Raw genomic sequence first — 16,641 nt, 5'->3', positions numbered from 1 at the left:
GGGCCGTGCGTATGCCCGCACCACCCACCTCCAAGCACACCCCGCTCACGCCCCGCACTGACAGCCCAACCACCCATCTCCGCCACCGGCACCGAACTGGCCACCACCCCCACCCTCGCCACCGGCACCGAACCGGCTGGCGTTCAGGGCGCGCCGGTCGAAGCCGACCGCGACCAGGCCGTCGCCGCCCGGTTCGCCGCGCTCACCAAACCCCAATACCGGGCCGGCCAGGACCGTTCCGCCGCCCAGGCCGACGGAGCTGTCCCCGCTGGAACAGGAGGTCGTCGACGCCGCCCGGCGTGGAAGGCGGGCCGGGTCCGGCCCGGCACCCCGCGGCCTCGCCGCCACCGAGGACCCCGACCGGCATATCCGGTCCGAGCTGATCCGGGAACTGCTGCTGGGCCGCCACGGCGTGCTCGACCCGCGTGGCGTGCGCATCCGGGGGCGTGCGGGTGGTCGGCCGGCTCGACCTGGACGCGGTCACCGCGGTCCACCGGCCTGACCCTGTCCCGAGGTGCGCGGTGCGGGTGCCGAGGCCGCCGTGCAGCTGTTCGGCGCCCACATCGGCGGGTTGCTCGACCTGGCTGACGTCACCTGCGGCACTGGCTGTGGGGCCGACTGGGCCGCTACGGCTACCGCGCGCACCGCCTGGTGGCCGCGCCGGCGGTGGTACCGGCCGTGGCGGGTGGCGTGGGCTGGTTCGCCGGCCAGACCCGGACCCGCGACGGCCACCACGCCGCGGAACGGGTCCAGCCCACCGACAGGTCCAACCCGGCGGGCGCGTCCGACCCTCCGAACGCGACCAACCCGCTGAACGCGCCGAACCGGCGATCGCGACCGATCCGGCGGACGCGCCGAACCGGCCGATCGCAGCCGATCCGCTGACCACGACCGGCCCGCCGACCACGACCAACCGGCCGATCGCGTCCAACCGCCCGATGCGCTGGAGCCCGGAGTCGTGCCGGAGCCGCCCGGTACGCCGTGCTCGACCGCCGAACTGCTCGGCCTGGGCATCGACCGGGGCCTGCCGCTGGGCGCGACCGGCCCGCGGTCCCGCTGCGACCTCGACACCGCCACCCGCCGCGGCCAGGCGTTCACGTTCGCCCTGCGGGGGTTGCAGGCCGTGCTGTGGGCGCTGGCCCCCCGTGGCCGCCGACACCGGACTGGTCCGCACACCCGCCTGACCCGGCGAGCGCTCACCCCTCAGGTCCCTCCGAGGCCGGGTTCGGCTGGAGCACCGAGCGCGGCAGGACCCTGGCCCTCAGGGCGAGCGGGGCGTTGCGGTGCAGGCTCTGGCGTACGTCGTGGACGGCGGCGGGCAGGGCGGGGTCCGCGTCGGAACGCGTGCCGTACCAGGACCGCTCCACCGCGCCGACCACGGCACGCAGCCCGTCCCGCCCCCGCTCGTCCAGGTTGTGCGCCTTCGCCAGGCGGCGGGCGGCGGTTCGGACGGTTTCGGTCGGCGGCACGCGCGTGCCGCGGTCCACGGACTCGGCCAGCAGCTCCTCCCACGCGGCACCGGCGGCGTCCGGGCCCAGGCCCGCCACGCGCCGCAGCCGACCCTTCCGCCGCGCCGCACGCACCCCGGCCGGCACGGCGGCCAGCAGCACCGCCAGCACCGGCACGGCCAACCACCACGACAACAGGGCCAACGCGCACGTCACCGCCACCACCCAGGCTGCGGCCGCCGCCGCGTGCACCGGCCACGGCAGCCGCCTGCGCACGAGCAGCAACACCGTCAGCAACGCCGCCAACCCGGCCGCGATCGCCAACGCCAGCACGTGCCACAACGGCGTCGGCTCCGCCTCCTCCCCGGCCTCCTCCTGCTCGGGGGTGCCAGGCGCGGCGGACGTCGTGGGCCCGGCGGTGGTGGTCTCGGTGGTCGTGGTCACCGTCGTCTCACCGGTGGTGTCGGACTCCTCGTCGTCCGCCTCGAGCCCGGAGATGTACGGCGGCACGACGGCGCGACCGTCGGACAGCGGCGTCGGGTCGAAGACCATCCAGCCGTAGCCGGGGAAGTAGACCTCGACCCACGCGTGGGCGTCCTGCGTCGTGATGGTCTGCGCGTCGTTCGTCGGGAACCCGGCGGTGAAGCCGAGCGCCACCCTGGCCGGCAGGCCGATCGCGCGCGCCATGATCGCCATCGCCGACGCGTACTGCTCGCAGAACCCCTTCTTCCCCGTGAACAGGAAGTCGCGCAACGCGTCCTGGGTCTGCGGGCCGGCCGTCTCCGTCGTGTACGTGAAACCGTTCGTGCCGTCGGTGAAGAACTTGTAGAGCGCCGTGGCCTTGTCGAACGCGTTGTCCTCGTTGCGCGTGATGTTCCGCGCCAGCTCCATCACCTCCGGCGACACACCGGGCGCGGCCAGGTACACGTCCTCCACGTCGACCGCCCCGCCGGCCCGCCGCAGCGCTTCGGCCGGCGGTGTCTTCAGCACGGTGTCCAGCTTGTACGTCCCGGCGGCACGGGCGCGGACGCTGTAGACCATGCCGCGCACCGGGTCGTAACGCCAGTTGTCCTCGACGTCCTGGAGCCGCCGCGGCCTGCCGTACACCGGCAGCCAGTTGTCCAACCAGTTCACCGGTTCGATGGTCACCTGCGTGACGTCGCCGTCACCGGGGTCGCCGGGCTGGGCGGGCAGCGCGCCGTTGGCCTGCACGCCGGTCGGCAGCGCCCCGCCCATCTGCCAGCCCTGGTCGGGCACGTACTCGCGCAACGTCATGGCCCGCAGGTACGACGACTGGGTCAGGCCGCGCACCCGGAACAACTCCTTGGTCGCGCTCCGGTCGAGCATCCCGCGCAGCTCGGTCATCGGGTCCAACCCGAGCTGACCGGCGCCGCCGCCCGTGCTGTCGCCCGCGCCGGGCAGCCTGCCGACGGTGCCGACGAGCGTCATGCCGCCGCCCGCGACCAGCGCGATCACCACGGCGGCGGCGGCCACGCCGGTCGCCGCCGGCGCCGAACCACCCGCGCCGCCACCGCTCAACCGGCCACGCCACGCCCGGTGCCGGTGCTGCCCGTCGACCGCCAGCAGCAACGCGAACGCGCCCGCGCCCGCCGCGAACGTCCACAGCGGCAGCATCTCGTCGGCCAGCGACGCGGGCACCGCGAACACGCACAGCAGCACCAGGCCGGACGCGGCGGGCGCGGACGCGCCGACCGCCAGCATGTCCACCAGCACCGCGACCAGGCCGATGGACACCATCACCAGGCACCGCATGGCGTCGCTGTCGTCGACCGGCGGCACGCCGCTCTGCACCTCGGCGAACGCGTCACCCAGCACGGTGCCCAGGTCCGCCAGCGCGCGCGGGCCGGGGAACACCACGAGCAGGCCCGTCCGCGTGAAGATCGTCACTACCAGGCACAGCAGCGCGAACGCCTGCCCGAGGCCGACCAGCGGCAGCGGGAGGCGCGCGGCACGCAGCAGCACGCCCGTCCCGGCCACGAACACGATCGCCACGGCCAGGTTCACCAGCCACATGCCGCCGGCGATCACGCTGGACAGCGCGGTCGCCGCGCACAGCGTCGCCAGCCCGGCCACGGCCGGTGTCGCGCTCACCACCCGGTTGTTGCCACCGGGGGCGGTCCTGCCGGTCACCTCTAGCCCACCTCCGTGCGCACCACGGGACCGCGGTTGCCCGCGCTGTGGCACAGCTCCTGCCAGACCTGACCCATCGGCGTCGCCGGGCGGGCGACCACTGCGCCCCACCCGGCCGCGCCCAGCAGGTCACGCGCGTCGTCGGGGTCGGGCGCGGGGTCCTCGCTGGGACCCGCCCACGCCCGCACGTCCAGCACCACGGCCAGGCTGCGCATCCCGCGCGGCCGGTTGCGCACCAGCGCGTCCACCACGGCGGGCGTGGCACCGCCGAGGATCGCGATGACCTCCTGGCCCGCGCCGGGGTCCAGGCCCGCCGCCGGCTCCCGCCGGTGCGACGGCTGCAACGCCGCCAGCGCGTCCAGCACCACGGCGTCGCTGTGCCCGCCGTCGCCCGTGCCGCCGGCCAGCACGCGGCCGTCGTCGCCGACCAGCCGCACCTGGTGCCCGAACCGGTGCAGGTGCAGGCACACCGACGCGGCGAACGACACCGCCCACTCCAGCGACGCGCCGGGACCGGAGCCGCGGTGCGCGGTCAGCCGGTGGTCCAGCAGCACGGTGGTGCCGCCACGCCACGGCCGCTCCTCCACGCGCACCATCAGCTCGTCGCGCCGCGCGGTGGACCGCCAGTGCACCTTCCGCAGGTCGTCGCCGTGCCGGTACGGCCGCACCACCGCGTCGTCCTCGCCCTGCCCGGCACGCAGCCGGATGGAGCCGTCGTCGCCCGCGCCCATGCCGGAACCGCTGGGCAGCCCCACCAGCCCGACCACGCGTGGCACGACGACCAGCCGCGACCGGCCCGCCAGCTCGCGGTCGAACTCGGCCAGCCCGAACGGGTCGGTCACCCGCGCCATCAGCGGACCCACCTGCTGGATGCCGCGCATGACCGGCTTGAGCGGGTAGCGCAGGGCGGTGACCGTGTTGCGCGGCAGGCGTTCCACGACGAACCGGGGCCGCGCGCCGAGCGCGTAGGGCACGGCGTCCTCCAGCAGCAGACCGCCGGTGGGCAGCCGACCGGTGGACCGCAGCTCCACCCGGACGTCGGTCGCCGAGCCCACCTGGACGCGGCTGGGGTGCAGGAACCGGGCGGCATGCAGGCCGACCCGCGCCCGCTGCGCCAGCACGGCGGCGAGCAGCGGCAGCGCCACCACGAAGGCCGCCACGCGCAGCAGGTCGCGCTCGTTGAGGATGACCGCGCACAGCGCCGCCGCGAACCCGGCGGCGAGGAGGCAGCGGCCCCGGGTGGTCAGCCCGGACAGGGCTCCGCGCATGTCAGCGGTTCGGGTTGACTTGGTGCAGGAACTGGCCGGTCGGGTCCAGCGCGCCCTGCGGCACGGGCACCCGCTGCACCAGGTTGCGCACCAGGTCCGCGGCCGACCGGCGGGCGGCCTGCGCCTCGGCGGTCAGCACCAGCCGGTGCGCCAGCACGGGCACCGCCACGGCGTGGATGTCGTCGGGCACCACGAAGTCCCGCCCGGCCAGCGCGGCCTGGGCGCGGGCGGCGCGCACGAGTTGCAGCGTCGACCGGGGCGACGCGCCGAGCCGCAGCTCCGGCAGCCGCCGGGTGGCCGACACCAGCTCCACGGCGTACCGGCGCACCTCCGTCGACAGGTGCACCCGGCGGACCGCGTGCACCAGTTTCAGCACCTGGTCCGCGTCGGACACCGGGCGCAGCTGGCTCAGCGGGTCGTCGCCCGCGTGCTCGTCCACCATCGCCAGCTCGGCCTGCGGGTCCGGGTAGCCGATCGACACGCGGGCGGTGAACCGGTCCCGCTGCGCCTCGGGCAGCGCGTAGGTGCCCTCCATCTCGATCGGGTTCTGGGTGGCGATCACCATGAACGGCGAGCTGAGCGCGTAGGTGTTCCCGTCGACGGTGACCTGGTGCTCTTCCATGCACTCCAGCAACGCCGACTGCGTCTTGGGCGAAGCGCGGTTGATCTCGTCGCCGACCACGATGTTGGCGAACACCGGTCCTGGCCGGAACTCGAAGTCGTTGTCCTGCCGGTTGTAGATGGACACGCCGGTGATGTCGCTGGGCAGCAGGTCGGGCGTGAACTGGATGCGGCTGACGGAGCAGTCGATGGACCGCGCCAGCGCCTTGGCCAGCGACGTCTTGCCGACGCCGGGCACGTCCTCCACCAGCAGGTGGCCTTCGGCGAGCAGCGTGACCAGCGCGATCCGCACCACGTCGGGCTTGCCGACGATGACCTTCTCGACGTTGGCCGCGATGCGGCCGACCACGGTGTGCAGTTCGGCCAGCACCTCTTCGGGTCGGTGGTGCGGGTGGGCCGCGTTGTTCACGTGGTTGAGCCCACCGCCACCGTACGAGTGTTCGGGCAGCGCGGCTGGCTGAGTACTCGGAGTCACTCGACCTCCCGAAAACCACCGCGACCGGTTCGCGGTGGCGGTGAGCGTTTCACGCAGTGTGTCAAACCATGGCGAAGCGCCACACACTGATTGAACAGTTTCCCGGCGGTGGTTTCCACGGTCGCCGCACCGACCGCCCCACCGGTCTCCCCACCCGTCCACCCACCGCTCCGCCACGATTCCCCACCGGGCCTCCGAACGGGCGTGTTTTGTCCGGTTCAACTGGGCCGTTCGGGTGTGTTTCGAGGCGGATCCGCTCACCCGGCGAGGTAGAGGTGCGTCTCGTCCCCCACCACGCCACGCCACGGCCATCTTCGTTCTACCTGCGCAAACGTATCGCGACGCCGGTGGCGACCACCCGTTTCAGCGTTGACTGTGGTGAAAAGTGGGGTACTGTGGCGGCCGGTGGGGCAGACGGGGGCCCCACTGCCGGTTCGCCGCCCGGCGACGGGAGGTGGGTTGCCGTGTTCCTGGGCACGCACCACCCCAAGCTGGACGACAAGGGCCGGCTGACGCTGCCTGCGAAGTTCCGGGACGCGCTAGCGGGGGGTCTCATGGTCACCAAGGGCCAGGACCACTGCCTCTACGTGTTCCCTCGGGCCGAGTTCGAGCAGATGGCGCGCAAGGTCGCGGATGCGCCGTTCACCAACGAGGCGGTCCGCGCCTACCAGCGCTACCTGTTCGCGGGGACCGACGAGCAGCGGCCGGACGGCCAGGGCCGGGTGACGATCGCACCGGAACTGCGCCGGTACGCGGGGTTGACCAAGGAGTGCGTGGTCATCGGCGCGATCAGCCGGCTGGAGATCTGGGACGCGCAGGCGTGGCAGCGCTACCTGGACGAGCACGAGGACAGCTACGCCGAGGCTCGCGAGGAGGTGCTGCCCGGCGTCTTCTGAGTGGGGCTTGCTTGAGGTATCGGGTGCCGTGAGGCCTCGGTCCGCTCGGCTTTCGGCCCTGGCGCACCTTCCCCGGCGCCAGGTCCGACGGGCGGGCGGGGACCTGACGACACCCGAATTTCTTTGTCCGGCGGTTGGGAGTGGCGATGGCGGAGCGGGCGCGGCACGTGCCGGTGCTGCTCGACCGCGTCCTGGCCCTGCTCGCACCCGCGCTGGCGGACCGCGACGCGGTGTTCGTGGACTGCACCCTGGGGCTGGGCGGGCACTCGGAGGCCGTGCTGCGGGCGCACCCGCGGGTCCGGCTGATCGGGCTGGACCGCGACCCGCAGGCCATCGAGCTGTCCCGGGCCCGGCTGGCGCCGTTCGCCGACCGGGTCACCTTCGTGCAGACCACGTACGACCGGATCGAGGACGCCGTCGACGGACCGGTGGACGGCGTGCTGATGGACCTCGGCGTGTCCTCCTTGCAGCTCGACGCCGCGGAGCGCGGTTTCGCGTACTCCCGCGACGCGCCGCTGGACATGCGGATGAGCGCGGGCTCCGGGATGACCGCCGCGGACGTGCTGAACGAGTACGACGTGGACGAGCTGACCCGCGTCCTGCGCGACTACGGCGAGGAGCGCTTCGCCCGCAAGATCGCCTCGGCCGTGGTGCGGGAGCGGGCGCGCGAGCCGTTCACGAACAGCGCGCGGCTGGTCGAGCTGCTCTACGCCGTGGTGCCCGCGGCGACCAGGCGCACCGGGGGGCACCCGGCGAAGCGCACGTTCCAGGCGTTGCGGATCGAGGTCAACGGCGAGCTGGAATCGCTGCGGCGCGCGCTGCCCGCGGCGCTGGGCGTGCTCGCCGTGGGCGGTCGGATCGTCGTGGAGTCCTACCAGTCGCTGGAGGACCGGTTGGTGAAGCGGGCGTTCGCGGAGCTGGCCGCGTCCCGCACGCCCGCCGGGCTGCCCGTCGAGCTGCCCGGCCACGGCCCCGAGGTGAAGCTCGTGACGCGGGGGGCCGAGGTGGCGAACGAGCAGGAGATCGAGGACAACCCGAGGGCCGCGCCGGTGCGCTTGCGCGCGGCGGAGCGCATCCGGGAGGCGACGTGACCGCACCCGCGCGGGCGAACGGCGCGTCGAGGGCGGCGAAGCCCCGTGAGCGGAGCCTGAAGGCGGTGCCCGGCCGCTCGGCCGCGGCCGAGCGCGCCTACGCGCGGCGGGCGCAGCGCAGCCGGCCGGCGAAGGGCGCCGCGGTGACCCGCCGACCGGCCGCCACGCCCAAGGCGCCGTTCGTGGTCATGGTGATGGTGGTGCTCGGCGTGGGCATCGCGGCGATCATGTGGTTGTCCACGCAGGCGACGGCCGACTCGTACCGGCTCCAGGACGCGCGGGCCGAGGAGACCCGGCTGGCGCGGCAGGTGGAGCAGCTGCGGCAGGAGGTGGCGCTCGCCGAGTCGCCGCTGGAGCTGGCGAAGGCGGCGGAGAAGCTGGGCCTCGTCCCGGCCGGCGACCCGGCGCGGCTCAAGCAGCTGCCGGACGGCTCGGTCGAGGTGTACGGCAAGCCGACGCAGGCCAAGGCGCCGGAACCTCCGCCCGCTGACACCCGGCAGCCCGCCGACACCCGGCAGCCCGCCGGGGAGCAGCCGCCCGCCGGGGAGCAGCCGCCGGCCAACGGCCAACCCGCCGGCGAGCAACCTCCCGCCAACGGCCGGCCGGCCGGTGAGCAGCAACCGCCGGCCAACGGCGAACCCGACCCGAACACCCAGCAGCCGCCGCCCGGGGGCCAGTGATGCCGGACCGTCCCGGCGACCCGGCGCGCGGCCCGCGTGCCGTGGGTCGTCCCGGTGGTCCGGTGTGCCCGTGTGCCGTGAGACCCGGCGATCGGGCACGCCTGTGTGTCGAGAGTGGACCCGGTGGCCCGGTGTCCCGGCCGCGCCTCGTGGGTAGGTCCGGTGGGGTGACGGGCCGGCCGGGCGAACCCGCCGGTCCCTGGCCGGTGGTTGTCGACGGCCCGGCCCGGCGGGTCGGGGCGAGTGCTGGAGGTTTGTGATGCCAGGGCCCAGTCGGGGCAGGACCGCCCGACGTCCGCTGTCCGTGCGCGGCACGGCGCCGGCCAAGCGCAAGCGGGGCGGGAACAGCCGGGTTCGGCTCGCCGTCGGGCGGCTGCTGCTGGTCGCCGCGCTGGTCATGGCGGGCGTCAAGCTCGTGCAGGTGCAGGGCTTCCAGGCGGAGGCGTTGTCGGCGCAGGCGGAGAAGCAGCGGGCCACCTTCATCGACATCCCCGCCGCCCGCGGGTCCATCACGGACCGCAACGGCAACCAGCTCGCCTTCAGCGTCGAGGCACGCGCCCTGTACGCCGTGCCGCAGCTGACCCGCGAGAAGTGGGCCAAAGCGCTGGAGGCCGACCCCTCGATCGGCAGCTACGAGGACTGGGCACGCGGCGTCGCCCGCTTCATCCAGGACACGCTCGGCACCGAGGTCGCCGGTCAACGCACCGACGAGCAGACCATGTACGCCCAGCTCACCAAGGACACCACCTACGTGGAGCTGGTGGACAACGTCGACCCCGGCAAGGCCGCCGCGATCACCGAGAAGTACGGCGACATCGGCTCCGAGTACCGCGCGGTCCGGGTCTACCCGAACGGCGAACTCGCCTCGAACATCGTGGGCGCGGCGAACTGGCGCAAGGACCAGCAGCCGCCGGCCACGCACGGCCTGCTCGGCCTGGAGAACTCGCAGGACAACCTGCTCGCCGGCCGCAACGGGCGCCGCGTCGTGGACACCATGCAGGGCAACAACAACGTGGTGATCCCCGGTCCCGGCCGGTCCCGCGAGCTGGCCGCCGCGACACCCGGCCGCAGCCTGGAGCTGACGCTCGACGTGGACACCCAGTACGCGTTGCAGCGCATGGTCACCGACTACACCGCCAAGTCCGGCGCGAAGACCGGCTCGGCGGTGGTCCTGGACAGCCGCACCGGCGAGATCATCGCCATGGCGAACGACAAGACGTTCGACCCGGTGAACTTCGGCCGGGCCACCGAGGAGCAGCACCGCAACGCCGCCGTGTCGGCGGTGTTCGAACCCGGCTCCGTCAACAAGATCGTCACCGCCGCGACGGCCATCGAGGACGGCGTCTTCCAGCCGGACAGCGTGCTCACCGTCGAACCGACCATCAAGATCGCCGACCGCGTGGTCAAGGACGCCACGTGGCACCCGGTGCAGGACATGACGTTCACCGGCGTCTTCGCGAAGTCCTCCAACGTCGGCACGCTGATGACCGCCCAGAAGATCGGCGAGGACCGGTACGCGGACATGCTGGCCAAGTTCGGCCTCGGCAAGCGCACCCAGTCGGGCCTGCCGGGGGAGGAGCCGGGCTCGGTGCCCGCGCGCAACCAGTGGTCCGGCTCCACGTTCGGCAACCTGCCGATCGGGCAGGGCCTGAACATGACCCTGCTCCAGATGACCGGGATGTACCAGGCCATCGCGAACGACGGCGTGCGCGTGCCGCCACGCGTCATCCGCGCCGAGGTGGACGCGAACGGTGCTCGCAAGGAAATGCCCCGGCCGGAAAAGACGCGGGTGGTCAGCCCGCAAACCGCGAAAACGGTCCGGGACATGTTCCGCGCGGTCGTGCAGAAGTCGCCGGGGCAAACCGGCACGGGGCCGTCCGCGGCGTTGCCCGGATACCAGGTGAGCGGCAAGACCGGCACCGCGCAGCAGATCGACAAGAATTGCGCCTGCTACAGCGAAACCGTGTACTGGATCACGTTCGCCGGCATCTTCCCGGCGGACGACCCGAGGTACGTGGTGGGGATCATGCTCGACGCCCCCACCGGCGGCGGGGAGTTCAGCGCGTCCGCCGCGCCGCTGTTCCACGACATCGCCTCGTACCTGGCGCAGCGCTACCGCATCCCCATGTCGGCCGAGCAGAGCCCGGTGGTACCGCTGGTGCTCTGAAAACCGTTTCGCGGGCCGCTCCCGACGACCACGTCCGGTGAATCGCCGGGCGTGGTTCGGGCAACTGCGGGAAAATGCGCGGCCACACCCGCCGATCGGGCGTTCCACCGGCGCTTTCGGTGCTCTGGTGGACGTGGTGACCGGATACTCTCCGTGCGCCGGTAGCCTTCCGCGCGTGCCTGCCAAGCTTGAGGGCAAGGTCGCGACCGCCCCGCCTCGCCCTTCCCGCGTCCAGCCCGTCGCCGTGTCCGAACTCGCCTCCACCGCCGACGCCCACCTCACCGCGCCCGACCGGGCGCACGTGCTCGTCAGCGGCGTGACGCTGCGGGCCCAGCACGTCCGACCGGGCGACCTGTTCGCCGCGCTGCCCGGCACGCGCGCGCACGGCGCGGACTTCGCGGAGCAGGCGCTGGCACGCGGCGCGGTCGCCGTGCTGACCGACGCGGTGGGCGCCGCCAAGGTCGCCGCCGACGTGCCGGTCCTGGTGCACGACGACCCGCGCGCGGTGCTCGGCGCGCTGGCGTCCCGCGTGTACGGCGACCCGTCGGCGAAGCTCGCCGTGTACGGCATCACCGGCACGTCCGGCAAGACCACCACCAGCTACCTGATCGAGTCGGTGCTGAAGGCCGCGGGCCGCGAGACGGGCCTCATCGGCACCGTGGAGACGCGCATCGCGGGCGAGCGCCTGGACAGCGCCCTCACCACGCCCGAAGCGCCCGACCTGCACGCCCTGCTCGCGGTGATGGCGGAGCGCGGCGTCACCGACGTCACCATGGAGGTGTCCAGCCACGCGCTGCGCCTCGGCCGGGTCGGCGGCGTGCGGTACGCGGTGGGCGCGTTCACCAACCTGTCGCAGGACCACCTGGACTTCCACCCGGACATGGAGGACTACTTCCGCACCAAGGCGCTGCTGTTCGACGGCCGCGCCGAGGTCGAGGTGGTGTGCGTGGACGGCGAGTGGGGCCGCCGCCTGGTCGTGCCGGGCACGATCACCGCGGCCACCACCGGCGACGCCGACTGGACCGCCGCGGACGTCCGGGTGTCCCCGACCGGCGAGCAGTCGTTCACCGCGCGCGGCCCCGGCGTAGAGATACCGGTGGAACTGCGGCTGCCCGGCTCGTTCAACGTGGCCAACGCGCTGCTCGCGATCGCCTGCCTGCGTGCCCGGGACGTGGACCCGGACGCGATCCGCCGCGGTCTCGCGGGTGTGCGGGTGCCGGGCCGGATGCAGCCGGTGGACGAGGGCCAGGACTTCGCGGCGGTCGTGGACTACTCGCACAAGCCGCAGGCCGTGGCGCTGGCGCTGGACGCGGTCCGCGCCCGCTCCACCGGCCGCGTCATCACGGTCCTCGGCTGCGGCGGCGACCGGGACACCGCCAAGCGCCCGCTGATGGGCGAGGAGGCGGCGCGGCGCAGCGACGTGCTGATCGTGACCGACGACAACCCGCGTGGCGAGGACCCGGCGGCGATCCGCGCCGCGATGCTGCGCGGCGCGCTGGACCTGCCCGAGGCGGACCGGGGCGAGGTGCTGGAGATCGGCGACCGGCGGGAGGCCATCCGGCGCGCCGTGTCGCTGGCCCGCGCCGGTGATGTGGTCGTGGTCGCGGGCAAGGGCCACGAGACGGGGCAGGAGGTCGCGGGCGTCGTGCACCCGTTCTCGGACGTCGAGTCGCTCGCGGAAGCCATCAGAGAGGTGGACCGGTGATCCCGCTCAGCCTGGCCGAGATCGCGGAGGTCGTCGGCGGCGCGCTGCACAACACGGACGGCTCGCCGGTGGTGACCGGCACCGTCGAGTTCGACTCGCGGCGGGTCGCCGCGGGCGGCTTGTTCCTGGCGCTGCCGGGCGAGCGCGTCGACGGCCACGACTTCGCCGCGCGGGCCGTGGCGCAGGGCGCGGTGGGCCTGCTCGCCGGTCGCCCGGTGGACGCGCCCGCGGTGATCGCGCCGCCGGTGGACCAGGGCGGCGGCAACGCCTACGTGCTGTCCGGCGACCGGGACGGCGCGGGCGCGGCGGTGCTCGCGGCGCTGGCCAAGCTCGCCCGGCACGTCACGGACCGGCTGGAGCGGCTGACCGTCGTGGGCGTCACCGGCTCGTCCGGCAAGACCTCCACCAAGGACCTGATCGCGCAGGTGCTCGCGCCGCTCGGGCCGACCATCGCGCCGCCCGGCTCGTTCAACAACGAGCTGGGCCACCCGTGGACGGCCCTGCGCGCCGACGAGAGCACCCGGTTCCTGGTACTGGAGCTGTCCGCGCGCGGGCCCGGCCACATCGCCGGGCTGTGCCGGGTCGCGCCGCCGAAGGTGGGCGCGGTGCTCAACGTCGGCTCGGCGCACCTCGGCGAGTTCGGTTCCCGCGAGGGCATCGCGCGGGCCAAGGGCGAACTGGTGGAGGCGCTGCCCGAGGACGGCGTGGCCGTGCTCAACGCCGACGACCCGCTGGTGGCCGGCATGGCGCCGCGCACGCGGGCGAAGGTCGTGCTGGTGGGCGAGCACGCCGCCGCGGACGTGCGGGCCGTCGACGTCGAACTCGACGCCCGCGCCCGTGCCGGGTTCCGCCTCGTCACGTCGCGCGGCGAGGCGGACGTGCGGCTGGCCGTGCACGGGGCGCACCAGGTCGGCAACGCCCTCACCGCCGCCGCGATCGCCCTCGAACTCGGTGCCACGCCACAGCAGGTCGCCGACGCGCTCGGCAAGGCCGAACGGGTTTCCGCGCATCGCATGGCGGTCACCGAACGTCCTGATGGCGTGACTGTCGTCAACGACGCCTACAACGCCAACCCGGAGGCCATGCGCGCGGCGCTGAAGTCGCTCGCCACCATCTCCCGCGCCACCACGCCGCCCCGGCGGAGCTGGGCGGTGCTCGGGCCGATGGCCGAACTGGGCGCGGACCACGTCCGCGCGCACGACGAGATCGGCCGCCTCGCGGTCCGCTTGGACATCAACAAGCTGGTCGTGGTCGGTCCGGACGCCCGCCCGATGCACCAGGGCGCGCACCTGGAAGGATCATGGGGCGAAGAAGCGGTACTGGTGCCGGACGTCGCGGCGGCCGTGGAGCTGCTGCGCGACCAGGTGCGGCCTGGTGACGTCGTGCTGGTGAAGGCATCCAACTCATACGGCCTGTGGCGGGTTGCCGAGGCCCTTCTGGAGGCGGTCGGCAAGTGAAGAGCATCCTCATCGCGGCGGCCATCGCGCTGATCGCGTCGATCATGCTGACGCCGTACCTGATCAAGATCTTCTCGCGGCAGGGTTTCGGCCAGGAGATCCGCGAAGAGGGACCGCAGAGCCACAAGACCAAGCGCGGCACGCCGACCATGGGTGGTGTCGCGATCCTGGTCGCCATGTGGGCGGGCTACCTCGGCGCCCACCTGGTGAACTCGATGTCCGCGTCGGCGCAGGAGCAGACGCCCACCGCGTCCGGCCTGCTGGTGCTCATGCTGACCACGTCCCTCGGCATCGTCGGCTTCCTGGACGACTTCATCAAGATCCGCAAGCAGCGCAACCTCGGCCTGAACAAGACGGCCAAGCTGGTCGGCCAGTTCGTGGCCACCATCATCTTCGCGGTCCTGGTGATGCAGTTCCCGAACAAGGACGGCCTCACGCCCGCGTCGGTGAACCTCTCCTTCGTCCGCGACATCGCCGTGGTGTCGTTCGGTGTCGTCGGTTTCGTCGTGTTCTGCTACGCGGCGATCAGCGCGTGGTCCAACGCCGTGAACCTCACCGACGGCCTGGACGGCCTGGCCGGCGGCACGTCCGCGATGGTGCTCGGCACCTACGTGGTGATCAGCTTCTGGCAGTTCCGCTACAACTGCTCCAACCTGCTGGTGGCGGGTTGCTACGACGTGCGCGACCCGCTGGACCTCGCGCTGGTCGCGGCGGCGGCGATGGCGGGCTGCATCGGCTTCCTGTGGTGGAACGCCGCGCCGGCCAAGATCTTCATGGGCGACACGGGTTCGCTGGCGCTGGGCGGCCTGGTGGCGGGGCTGTCCATCACCACCCGCACCGAGCTGCTCATGGTCGTGATCGGCGGCATCTTCGTGGTCGAGGCGTTGTCGGTGGTGTTGCAGGTGGCGGTGTTCCGCACGTCCCGGCGGCGGTTGTTCCGCATGGCGCCGTTCCACCACCACTTCGAGCTGGCCGGGTGGGCGGAAACCACGGTGATCATCAGGTTCTGGTTGATGGCCGGCATGTGCTGCATGTTGGGCCTCGGCCTGTTCTACAGCGAGTGGCTGACGGCGGCGGGGAGCTGACACCGATGGGTTTCCTGGCCGGTCGGCACGTCCTGGTCGCCGGAGCGGGGGTGACCGGCCGCTCCGCCGCCGAGGCGTTGCTCGCGGCGGGCGCGTCGGTGGTCGTCACCGACGGCTCCGCGGAGCGCCTGGCGGCACTGGAACCCCTGCTGCCCGGGGTCGAGCTGACGCCGGGCCTCGTCACCCCGCCGCCCGGGGTGGACCTCGTGGTGATCAGCCCCGGCTGGCGGCCCGACGGCCCCCTGCCGACCGCCGCCGCGGCCGCGGGCGTCGAGGTGATCGGCGAGGTCGAGCTGGCGTGGCGGATGGGCCTGGAGCTGGCCGACGCGCCGGTGTGGCTGGCGGTGACCGGGACCAACGGCAAGACCACCACGGTCGGGATGCTGGCGTCGATCCTCACCGCCGCCGGCATCGACGCGGTGGCGTGCGGCAACGTCGGCCTGCCCGTCGTGGACGCCCTGCTCGCCGGTCACCGGGTGCTCGCCGTGGAGTTGTCGAGCTTCCAGCTGCACTGGTCGCCGTCGGTGCGCCCGGCGGCCGGCGTGCTCCTCAACCTCGCCGAGGACCACCTCGACTGGCACGGTTCGTTCGAGGCGTACGCGGCGGCCAAGGCGGGTGTGCTGGCCGGTGACGTCGCCGTGGCGGGGGTGGACGACCCCTACGTCGCGGGCCTGCTGGGCGCGTCGCCGTCGCCCGTGCACGTCGGTGTCACGCTGGGCGCCCCCGAGGAGGGTCAGCTCGGCGTCGTGGACGGCCGGCTGGTGGACCGCGCGTTCGGGCCGGACGAGGTGCTGGCCGACGTGGCGGACGTGCGGCCCGCCGGCCGGCCCGGTCTGGCGGACGCGTTGGCGGCGGCGGCTTTGGCGCGGGCGCACGGCGTGCCGGCGGAGGCCGTCCGGCGCGGGTTGCGCGACTTCCGGCCCGGCGCGCACCGGGCGGAGTTCGTCGCCGAGGTCGACGGGGTGGTGTACGTCAACGACTCCAAGGCCACCAACCCGCACGCGGCGGAGGCGTCGTTGCGGTCGCACGAGCGCGTCGTGTGGGTGGCGGGCGGTCTGTTGAAGGGCGCGTCGGTGGACGACCTCGTGCGGACCGAGGCGCACCGGCTGCGTGGCGCCGTGCTGATCGGCGCGGACCGCGAGGTCATCGCCGCCGCGTTGGCCGAGCACGCGCCGACCGTGCCCGTGGCGGTGCTGGCCGACGCGACGATGGGGGACGTCGTGCGTGCGGCGCGCGCCATGGCCGAGCCGGGTGACGCGGTGGTGCTCGCACCGGCCGCGGCGTCGATGGACATGTTCAGCGACTACGCCCACCGGGGCACGGCTTTCGCCGAGGCGGTGCAGGACCTGGCTCAGACCCGTTCCCCGGGCAGCGCCTCGTAGATGCGGTCGGGGTCCTTCAGGAACCCCTGCGCCTGGTCGATGGTCGGGCACGGCCACGGTTCACGCGTGAGCCGGCCGTCGGTCCAGGTGGGTGGGCAGCCGAGGCAGAGCCCGTGGTGGTCGGAGCGGTGCGTGGCGACGGTGCCCCGCAGCGCCGCGATCAACCGCGGGACCTCGCTGCGGGCGACGCTGAGGACCGTGTCGGGATCGGTGTT

The 16,641-nt window shown here is 73.6% G+C and carries 12 protein-coding genes; 8 read left to right on the top strand and 4 right to left on the bottom strand.

All coding sequences use genetic code 11. The features are described from left to right. Positions 1 to 1,196 precede the first annotated feature (1,196 nt). From KZQ38_RS23330 to KZQ38_RS23320, 3 genes are read right to left on the bottom strand one after another with little or no spacing between them, the layout of a single operon-like run. A complete protein-coding gene (locus KZQ38_RS23330; RefSeq protein WP_219444474.1) occupies positions 1,197 to 3,599 on the bottom strand; it encodes a transglutaminase TgpA family protein in 2,403 nt (800 codons plus the stop codon). Between the two features lie 2 nt (positions 3,600 to 3,601). Beyond that, positions 3,602 to 4,867 (bottom strand): DUF58 domain-containing protein, encoded by a 1,266-nt coding sequence (locus KZQ38_RS23325; RefSeq protein WP_219444473.1) that lies wholly within the window; start codon positions 4,865 to 4,867, stop codon positions 3,602 to 3,604. Between the two features lies 1 nt (position 4,868). Beyond that, a complete protein-coding gene (locus KZQ38_RS23320; protein ID WP_219444472.1) occupies positions 4,869 to 5,963 on the bottom strand; it encodes an AAA family ATPase in 1,095 nt (364 codons plus the stop codon). 464 nt (positions 5,964 to 6,427) lie between these two features. On the opposite strand from KZQ38_RS23320, the gene mraZ reads away from it, so the two are divergent. From mraZ to murD, 8 genes are all read left to right on the top strand, one after another. Next, positions 6,428 to 6,859: a division/cell wall cluster transcriptional repressor MraZ gene (gene mraZ / locus KZQ38_RS23315; RefSeq protein WP_219444471.1), complete on the top strand. Its 432-nt coding sequence runs from the start codon at positions 6,428 to 6,430 to the stop codon at positions 6,857 to 6,859. A gap of 146 nt (positions 6,860 to 7,005) precedes the next feature. Further along, the gene (gene rsmH / locus KZQ38_RS23310; RefSeq protein ID WP_219444470.1) at positions 7,006 to 7,950 is read left to right on the top strand and encodes a 16S rRNA (cytosine(1402)-N(4))-methyltransferase RsmH; all 945 of its coding nucleotides are present in this window, start codon (positions 7,006 to 7,008) and stop codon (positions 7,948 to 7,950) included. Beyond that, positions 7,947 to 8,630, top strand: coding sequence for a cell division protein FtsL (gene ftsL / locus KZQ38_RS23305; RefSeq protein WP_219444469.1), 684 nt, complete (start codon positions 7,947 to 7,949; stop codon positions 8,628 to 8,630). Before rsmH ends, ftsL begins: the two co-directional genes overlap by 4 nt. 259 nt (positions 8,631 to 8,889) lie before the next feature. Continuing rightward, complete coding sequence (locus KZQ38_RS23300; protein ID WP_219444468.1) at positions 8,890 to 10,797, top strand: peptidoglycan D,D-transpeptidase FtsI family protein; 1,908 nt, start codon at positions 8,890 to 8,892, stop codon at positions 10,795 to 10,797. A gap of 175 nt (positions 10,798 to 10,972) precedes the next feature. Then, entirely contained in the window at positions 10,973 to 12,502 is a 1,530-nt protein-coding gene (locus KZQ38_RS23295) for a UDP-N-acetylmuramoyl-L-alanyl-D-glutamate--2,6-diaminopimelate ligase (RefSeq protein WP_308258542.1), read from the top strand. Then, positions 12,499 to 13,959 (top strand): UDP-N-acetylmuramoyl-tripeptide--D-alanyl-D-alanine ligase, encoded by a 1,461-nt coding sequence (locus KZQ38_RS23290; RefSeq protein WP_219444443.1) that lies wholly within the window; start codon positions 12,499 to 12,501, stop codon positions 13,957 to 13,959. The genes KZQ38_RS23295 and KZQ38_RS23290 overlap by 4 nt, the downstream gene beginning before the upstream one ends. Further along, on the top strand, positions 13,956 to 15,044 hold the full coding sequence (gene mraY, locus KZQ38_RS23285; RefSeq protein ID WP_219444442.1) for a phospho-N-acetylmuramoyl-pentapeptide-transferase: 1,089 nt from the start codon (positions 13,956 to 13,958) through the stop codon (positions 15,042 to 15,044). Before KZQ38_RS23290 ends, mraY begins: the two co-directional genes overlap by 4 nt. Positions 15,045 to 15,049: 5 nt before the next feature. Further along, entirely contained in the window at positions 15,050 to 16,426 is a 1,377-nt protein-coding gene (gene murD / locus KZQ38_RS23280; protein WP_219444670.1) for a UDP-N-acetylmuramoyl-L-alanine--D-glutamate ligase, read from the top strand. Here murD and KZQ38_RS23275 read toward each other — a convergent pair. Further along, positions 16,396 to 16,590, bottom strand: coding sequence for a hypothetical protein (locus tag KZQ38_RS23275; RefSeq protein ID WP_219444440.1), 195 nt, complete (start codon positions 16,588 to 16,590; stop codon positions 16,396 to 16,398). The genes murD and KZQ38_RS23275 overlap by 31 nt on opposite strands. Positions 16,591 to 16,641 lie beyond the last annotated feature (51 nt).

This window comes from Saccharothrix obliqua (assembly GCF_019375475.1).
GTDB classification, from domain to species: domain Bacteria; phylum Actinomycetota; class Actinomycetes; order Mycobacteriales; family Pseudonocardiaceae; genus Actinosynnema; species Actinosynnema obliqua.
The sequence above is the reverse complement of the archived record's forward strand: the minus strand, read 5'-3'. Positions and strand labels throughout refer to the sequence as shown.

Excerpts from the sequence above, each read along its gene's own strand:
- KZQ38_RS23325 (WP_219444473.1), bottom strand. The coding sequence starts at position 4,867 with ATGCGCGGAGCCCTGTCCGGGCTGACCACCCGGGGCCGCTGCCTCCTC.
- rsmH (WP_219444470.1), top strand. The coding sequence starts at position 7,006 with ATGGCGGAGCGGGCGCGGCACGTGCCGGTGCTGCTCGACCGCGTCCTG.
- KZQ38_RS23300 (WP_219444468.1), top strand. The coding sequence starts at position 8,890 with ATGCCAGGGCCCAGTCGGGGCAGGACCGCCCGACGTCCGCTGTCCGTG.
- murD (WP_219444670.1), top strand. The coding sequence starts at position 15,050 with ATGGGTTTCCTGGCCGGTCGGCACGTCCTGGTCGCCGGAGCGGGGGTG.